Genomic DNA, 5,917 nt, shown 5'->3' with positions numbered 1-5,917 from the left:
CCCCCGAACAGGCCGTGGCGACCGCGCAGGCGCCGGCGAACATGCCGTTCGGCAAGGCTGACCCCGCAGCGCTCGCCGCGGCTGCTGCCGCCGATCCGGCGCAGGTTGCCGTCAACAACATCCCCGTGCCGACATGGCGTCCCGAACGCACGCTGCCGGCGGATCTCGCGCCGCCGCCCAGCAAGGATGTGCTGATGGCGCTGGCGGATACGGCCGAACAGGGCAAGACCGCGACCGATGCGTTCTCGGTGCTGCCCTCGGCACGGCCCGAGCCGGCCAAACCGGACGCCGTCAAGGCCGTCCTCGACGAGGCCAACGCCCAGGTCGGCAATGCCGACCAATATCAGGTTGCGTCGCTCTCCGAAGAGCCGCGCTCGGCCTTCAACGATCCATCGTACGTCGATGTCGCATCGCCGCGCCAGGCCGTTGCCGCCCGTCCGGCCGGTTCTGATCCGGCCGCAGCGATCGGCGCCGGCGTGAAGACGACCCGCAAGGAAGCGAGGGCCACCGCCCGCGACCAGAAGCCGGGCCCCAGGGCCATGGTGGTCGCCGCGGCGCCCCAGGCCGCCCGCTGGGCGCTGACCAGCGGCGACAACGTCGCCACCGTTTCGAGCGCGACGACGGCGCCGGGCTACGCTTACAACATCGTGCATACGGCGCCGAGCGAGGTCTATACCGCCGGCTTCCAGACCGCCGCCCAGGCGCCAGACCCCAGCCGCTTCACCGGCAATGCCGTCAGGTTCCTGTCGGTCGCCCGCTTCCAGACGAAGTAGCCGGCTGCCCAGATACAGCAGAAGCCGCGCCGGGCAACCAGCGCGGCTTTTGCTTTTCCAGGATACGGCAGATGCGATGTCGCGGTACCGGGGATCACACACGGCTGAACTTCTCGTGAAGCCGGAACGGCTCCCTCGTTTCCGGGTTGGTTGGGGGTGCGTTCCAACCTGAGGATATTCATGAAGAAGGTTCTATTGGCGTCAGTTCTGGCATTGGTTGCAGCATCTGCCGCGATTGCTCCATCGCAAGCCGAAACCGTGATCATCAAGAATGGCAAGCATCACTGCCGGACCAGGCTGGTCACGCATTGGGTGCACCATCACAGGGTGACCGAGAAGGTCAGGCTCTGCCGCTGATCCGGAACCGATAGGATCCGGGAGAATTGGCCCGGTCGGCGGGAGTCGGCCGGGCCTTTTTCGTGCCAGCCGATGTAGCGCTTACGGCCTGTTCCGAGCCCTAGTCGATCTCCAGCGTGGCGGCCTCGCCCCTGGCCAGAAGCCGTGCGGCGTCACGTGCCGGCGGCAATCCGAAATGGCGCGCATATTCCCGGCTGAACTGGGATGCGCTTTCATAGCCGACGACAAAAGCGACACGTGGCGCTGCCTGGCTCCGCGATCAGCAGATGACGCGCTTCCAGCAGCCGGACCTGCTTCTGGTATTGAATCGGGCTCATGGCGGTTGCCGCCTTGAAGTGGCGGTGAAACGAAGCGTTGCTCATATGTGCGAGCGCCGCCAGCTCATTCACATCGATAGGCTCGTTGTAGTGCGATCGTATCCAGGCGGTGGCACGGCGGATCTGCGACAGGCGGCCGTCAGCGCGCGCCAGCTGGCGCAGCTTCGCGCCTTGCGGACCCTGCAGCAGGCGGAACGCGATCTCACGTTCGAGCATGGGCGCGAGCACCGGAATTTCGACCGGACGGTCGAGCAGCCGCAGCATGCGGCGCCAGGCATCGAGCAGTTCGTCATCCAGCCGGTTGGTGACGAAGTTGTCGCCGTCGACCGCAGGCTTGTGGTCGACAAGCAGGCTGGCGATCAATCCGACATCGAGGGCGAAGGCGATGGCCATGTAAGGAAGGGCGCTGCTCGCCTCGACCAGCTGGCTGGTGGCGGGCGTCTCCACCGCATAGACGAAATAGCTGCCGGCGCCGTAGCGAAGCGTGCGGTCGCCGATCAGCACAGTCTTGGCACCTTGCAGCACGAACAGCGCCGTCGGCTGGCAAAGCTCGGGCAGCGGCGGGGTTGCAACCTCGCTACGGCCGATGGTGACACGCGGGATGGCCGTCCTTGTGCGCCGCCCATGCGCATGGCGGCCGGCGATCGCGATCAGTTCCTGCAAGCGTCCTTCCATGTCTTCAGCATTGCCGATCCATGCGGGCCGCGCAATCAGTTGAGAGGATTAGGCAAGAGGACGCGAGTATCCGGCGCGCCAAATCGGCCGGCGCACGTCATGTCTGGGTTCCAAAGAAGGAGACGTGGACATGACGACGAAAACGAATGCGCTGATCACCGGCGCCAACAAGGGCATCGGCCTCGAAACCGCTCGCCGGCTGGCAGCCATGGGGTTCAAGGTTTGGCTCGGCGCTCGCGATGCCGAGCGCGGGGAGGGCGCGGCAAGGGCGTTGCGCAATGAAGCGCTCGACGTCGAATGGCTCGCTCTCGACGTCGCCAGCGACGACAGCGTGGCGGCGGCGGCCGGGACCTTGACGGCGCAGGTCTCCAGCCTCGATGTGCTGGTCAACAATGCCGGCATCGCCCCAGGCTATGTGGACGCGCTCGGACCTGACGGCCGCTACGGACGGCCGCCAAGCCGAGAGAACGTTGAGGATATGAAGGCCACCTTTGACGTCAACGTGTTCGGACCGGTTCGCGTCACCCAGGCCTTCCTGCCGCTGCTCCTGGCAGCGCCCGCCGCCCGCATCGTCATGGTCAGCAGCTACCTCGGATCGATCGCGCGCGCCGCCGGCAACAGCCAGTCGCCCAATGTCATGGGCTATGGCAGCTCGAAGACAGCGCTCAATGCCATCACCGTGGCCTTCGCCCGGGAGCTGTCGCCGCGCGGCATCATGGTCAACGCCGCCGCTCCCGGCTACACCGCGACGGACCTCAATGCGCACAGGGGCGGCCGTACGGTGCAGCAGGCCGCCGGGGTCATCGTGCAGCTGGCGACGCTGGAGGCTGGCGGGCCGACCGGCGGCTATTTCGACGAGAACGGTGCGTTGCCCTGGTGAACGAGGACCGACTATTTCCTGAGCTGGCTGGCAGCGCGTGCGAGCGCTTCGATCTCGTCCCACTTGCCGGCCTTGACCATGTCGTCGGGCGCGACCCAGGAGCCCCCGACGCAGATGACGTTGGGCAGGCTGAGGTAGTCGGCCGCGTTCTTGCCGGTGATGCCGCCCGTCGGGCAGAATTTGACATCGGCCAGCGGCGAGGCAAAAGCCTTCAGCGAGGCGATGCCGCCGGATTGCTCGGCCGGGAAGAATTTCAAGAAGCGCAGGCCCGCTTCACGCGCGGCCATGATCTCGCCGGGCGTGATGGCGCCGGGCAGCAGCGGAACCTCGCTGTCGGCGGCTGCTGCCAGAAGCTCGCGCGTGATGCCGGGGCTGACGATGAAGCGCGAGCCGGCGCTGGCGGCCTCGTCGAACTGCCTGCTGTCCAGAATGGTGCCGGCGCCGACAATCGCTTCCTCGACCTCGGCCGCCACCCGCCGGATCGCTTCCAGCGCATCGGCGGTCCGCAGCGTGATCTCGATCGCCGGCAGGCCGCCGCGTGCCAGGGCACGGGCCAACGGCACCGCATTGGCGACATCATCGATCTTCAGTACCGGAATGACCGGCTGGCCGTTGAGGAGCGACAGGAGTTTTTCGGTCTTGCTGGGCATCTGCCTCTCCATAGCCAAGGGTTATTTCAACCGATTAGCAGACGGGTGTTTGCCTGTCCATGAAACCGGTCGCGTCGCGATGTCACGCGCTGCCGGACAGCTTGCCGGCTCTTTCCCGACGGGCCATGACAGGTGCCGAAGCCGGTTTCGCCTTGAATCGGCTTTTACGAGCGTCTAGTTGCTCTGGCAATGATACCGTCCGCTCCATCCCAGCCGGTCCGCGTCGCCGCGCTCTACAGGTTTGCCCGGCTCGACGCCTTCGAGAGGCTGCGCGCGCCGCTCGCGGCCTTCTGCTGCGGACGCGGCATCAAGGGCACGCTGCTTCTGGCGCATGAGGGCATCAACGGCACCGTCGCCGGCAGCGAAGCAGCGGTCGCCGAGCTCATCGACCATATCGAAGCCATCGACGGGCTGGCGGGGCTCGAGATCAAATACAGCGCAGCCGCGGAAATGCCGTTCCACCGCATGAAGGTGCGGCTGAAGCGCGAGATCGTCACCATGGGCGTCCAGGACATCGACCCGGCGACAAGCGCCGGAACCTATGTCGCGCCCGCCGACTGGAACGCGCTGATTTCCGAGCCCGACACGATCGTCATCGACACGCGCAATGCCTACGAGGTCTCCATCGGCACCTTCAAGGGCGCGGTCGATCCGGCCACCGCGAGCTTTCGCGAATTCCCGGCCTGGGTGGAAGCGCACCGGGCGGAACTCGAGGGCCGCAAGGTGGCGATGTTCTGCACCGGCGGCATTCGCTGCGAAAAGGCGACCGCCTACGTGAAATCGCTCGGCTTCGAGGATGTGTTCCATCTCAGGGGCGGCATCCTCAAATACCTCGAGGAGGTTCCGGCCGAGCAGAGCCTGTGGCAAGGCGAGTGCTTCGTCTTCGACGAGCGGGTTTCGGTGTCGCACGGTCTCGCCGAGGGTGACGCGCAACTCTGCCGCGCCTGCCGCCACCCGCTGACCGCGAGTGAGTTGGCATCACCCAGATATGTCACAGGCATTTCTTGCCCGCATTGCTTCGACGTTCGTACCGACGAGGACCGTCAGCGCTACGCCGAGCGCCAGCGGCAGGTCGAGCTTGCGCAGGCGCGGAGCAAGGGGCCGCATATCGGGTCCTGATTCGGGCAAGCGGGCCCGGCAAGCGGGCGGCCCGTCATTGCAATGTCAGGTTTCGGGACCTACGTCTTCGGCGTTCGAAACCTGCCCGTTCGGCCGGGCACATGCTGGAGGCACTGAATGTTCGATCCCAAGAAGCTTCTCGACGATCTGCTCGGTTCGCAAATTCCCGGCACCAGCGGCACCGTCCGCGACAAGGCGGGCCAGGCCGTACAGATGGCCAAGGACAACCCGCTGGCCGCCGGTGCGCTGGCGGCCGTGCTGCTTGGAACAGGGGCCGGCCGCGAGGTGACAGGCGCGGCGGTGAAGCTGGGTGGATTGGCCGCGATCGGTGGCCTCGCCTACAAGGCCTACCAGAACTACAAGGCCGGCAACGCGCCGGAGCAGGCGCCCGCCGCCGGCGAACCGGAATTGCTGCCGCCGCCAAAGGACACCGCCTTCCATCCGTCGCAGGCGCCGCAGGGCGAGGACGAATTCACGCTGACCCTGGTGCGGGCGATGATCTCGGCGGCCAAGGCCGACGGCCACGTCGACGACGAGGAGCGCAAGAAGATCGCCGGCAAGCTCAGCCTTGCGGGGATCGGCGCCGATGCAGAGAAATTCCTGATGGCGGAGCTGGAAAGCCCGCTCGACCTCGACACGCTGGTGGCGGAGGCCAGGACCGACGCGCAGAAGCTCGAACTCTACACGGCGTCGCGTCTCACCATCGATCCCGACACGCGCGCCGAGCGCGGCTATCTCGACCTGCTTGCCGGCCGGCTTGGCCTGCCGGACGCGCTGGTCGACCATGTCGAGGCGACGGTTTCGGCAGTCAAGGCTCCCGCAACAAACGCCGGGACTTCGCCCGATTCACGCTGGTAGGGTCGGATCGGGACAGGCCGTCCTTCCTGCGTTAACCTTTCGTTAACTGAGGAAGCGCATCATTCTAGACAGTCGGATCGGCTTTTCCTCCTCCCAAGCCCGGTTCAGATCAGGGCGGTCGCCAATGACCGCCCTTTTTGTCGGCCCAAGCTGGGGCGTGCTCCGCAACTGGAGCGCCATTTTTCAAGGCATGTTCGTGCGGGTCCGCTTGCCATCGCTGCCGTCATTTGCGATGCCTTCTGCCGAGCCAAATCCTGAAAATCAGTCGGGCACGACAGGCGCTGCCGG

4 protein-coding genes and 2 pseudogenes are annotated in these 5,917 nt (G+C 66.2%); 4 read left to right on the top strand and 2 right to left on the bottom strand.

The annotated features are described in order from the left end of the window. Nucleotides 1-773, top strand: a pseudogene (locus C1D09_RS07000) (DUF882 domain-containing protein); the annotation flags it as partial. Between the two features lie 457 nt (nt 774-1,230). Here the strand turns inward: C1D09_RS07000 and C1D09_RS06995 are convergent. Beyond that, nucleotides 1,231-2,122, bottom strand: a pseudogene (locus C1D09_RS06995) (AraC family transcriptional regulator). Nucleotides 2,123-2,252: 130 nt separating this feature from the next. Between C1D09_RS06995 and C1D09_RS06990 the strand changes: the two are divergent. Beyond that, nucleotides 2,253-3,002, top strand: coding sequence for an SDR family NAD(P)-dependent oxidoreductase (locus tag C1D09_RS06990; RefSeq protein ID WP_143973590.1), 750 nt, complete (start codon nt 2,253-2,255; stop codon nt 3,000-3,002). An 11-nt stretch (nt 3,003-3,013) separates the two neighbouring features. On the opposite strand, the gene C1D09_RS06985 is transcribed toward C1D09_RS06990, so the two are convergent. After that, a complete protein-coding gene (locus C1D09_RS06985; RefSeq protein WP_095772736.1) occupies nt 3,014-3,652 on the bottom strand; it encodes a 2-dehydro-3-deoxy-phosphogluconate aldolase in 639 nt (212 codons plus the stop codon). A 189-nt stretch (nt 3,653-3,841) separates the two neighbouring features. On the opposite strand from C1D09_RS06985, the gene trhO reads away from it, so the two are divergent. Together trhO and C1D09_RS06975 are read left to right on the top strand one after the other, a co-directional pair. After that, the gene (gene trhO, locus C1D09_RS06980; protein WP_143973589.1) at nt 3,842-4,771 is read left to right on the top strand and encodes an oxygen-dependent tRNA uridine(34) hydroxylase TrhO; all 930 of its coding nucleotides are present in this window, start codon (nt 3,842-3,844) and stop codon (nt 4,769-4,771) included. Nucleotides 4,772-4,888: 117 nt separating this feature from the next. Then, nucleotides 4,889-5,629: a tellurite resistance TerB family protein gene (locus C1D09_RS06975; RefSeq protein ID WP_143973588.1), complete on the top strand. Its 741-nt coding sequence runs from the start codon at nt 4,889-4,891 to the stop codon at nt 5,627-5,629. The last annotated feature ends 288 nt before the right edge of the window (nt 5,630-5,917 follow it).

Origin of the sequence: Mesorhizobium intechi, from assembly GCF_002879535.1 — a bacterium.
Classification (GTDB): Bacteria; Pseudomonadota; Alphaproteobacteria; order Rhizobiales; family Rhizobiaceae; genus Mesorhizobium; species Mesorhizobium intechi.
This window is presented reverse-complemented; position numbering and strand designations above follow the sequence as displayed.